Annotated in this window: 1 pseudogene; it reads left to right on the top strand. The window is 50.0% G+C overall.

The window, feature by feature from the left end:
• A pseudogene (locus NHE85_RS16700) lies at positions 1-494 on the top strand (PKD domain-containing protein); the annotation flags it as partial.

Raw genomic sequence — 494 nt, 5'->3', positions numbered from 1 at the left:
AACCGCTTCAGGGGGTACAGGCACTCTTGCCTATTCATGGTCGCCTTCAGGGGGTACGGCTGCTACAGCTACAGGGCTTACTGCAGGTACTTATACGGTAACTATTGAAGATGCTAACGGATGTACGGCTGCACAATCGGTTACTATTACACAGCCTACAGCTATTACAGCTTCTATAACTTCACAGACCAATGTAGCATGCAACGGCGGTTCAAACGGGTCGGCTACTATAACGGCAACAGGCGGTACTGGAACACTTACCTATGCATGGGCTCCTTCAGGGGGTACGGCTGCCACAGCTACAGGACTTAGTGCCGGTACTTACACGGTAACCATTACCGATGCCAACTTATGTACGGCTACACAAACGGTAACTATTAATGAACCAACGGCTATTACAGCTTCGGTTTCTTCACAGACCAATGTAGCATGTAATGGCGGAGCAAACGGGTCAGCTACTGTAACTGCTTCAGGGGGTACAGGCACTCTTGCCT

The organism is Flavobacterium sp. NRK1 (assembly GCF_024054175.1).
In the GTDB taxonomy this organism is placed as follows: Bacteria; Bacteroidota; Bacteroidia; order Flavobacteriales; family Flavobacteriaceae; genus Flavobacterium.
This window is presented reverse-complemented; position numbering and strand designations above follow the sequence as displayed.